Genomic DNA, 372 nt, shown 5'->3' with positions numbered 1-372 from the left:
AATATGCGGGTGTGGCGGAATTGGCAGACGCACTAGACTTAGGATCTAGCGCCTTTGGCGTGGGGGTTCGACTCCCTTCACCCGCACTTTTAATAAAATAACTCAAACATGTCTTGCGGAAGTAGTTCAGTGGTAGAATACAACCTTGCCAAGGTTGGGGTCGCGGGTTCGAATCCCGTCTTCCGCTCCAATTTTCAATATGACATGCCGGGGTGGCGGAACAGGCAGACGCACAGGACTTAAAATCCTGCGGTGGGTGACCACCGTGCGGGTTCGACCCCCGCCCTCGGCACCATATGCGCCCGTAGCTCAATTGGATAGAGCGTTTGACTACGGATCAAGAGGTTAGGGGTTCGACTCCTCTCGGGCGCG

At 55.1% G+C, this 372-nt stretch carries 4 tRNA genes; all 4 read left to right on the top strand.

The annotated features are described in order from the left end of the window. Window positions 1-5 precede the first annotated feature (5 nt). The 4 genes from FOT98_RS31795 to FOT98_RS31780 all read left to right on the top strand — a co-directional run bounded on the left by FOT98_RS31795 (window position 6) and on the right by FOT98_RS31780 (window position 372). A tRNA-Leu gene (locus FOT98_RS31795) sits at window positions 6-86 on the top strand. Between the two features lie 29 nt (window positions 87-115). Further along, window positions 116-190, top strand: a tRNA-Gly gene (locus FOT98_RS31790). Between the two features lie 16 nt (window positions 191-206). Continuing rightward, window positions 207-295 (top strand) — tRNA-Leu (locus FOT98_RS31785). Window positions 296-298: 3 nt separating this feature from the next. Next, window positions 299-372, top strand: a tRNA-Arg gene (locus FOT98_RS31780).

Origin of the sequence: Bacillus sp. HY001 (genome assembly GCF_007558965.1) — a bacterium.
Lineage (GTDB): Bacteria > Bacillota > Bacilli > Bacillales > Bacillaceae_G > Bacillus_A > Bacillus_A mobilis.
This window is presented reverse-complemented; position numbering and strand designations above follow the sequence as displayed.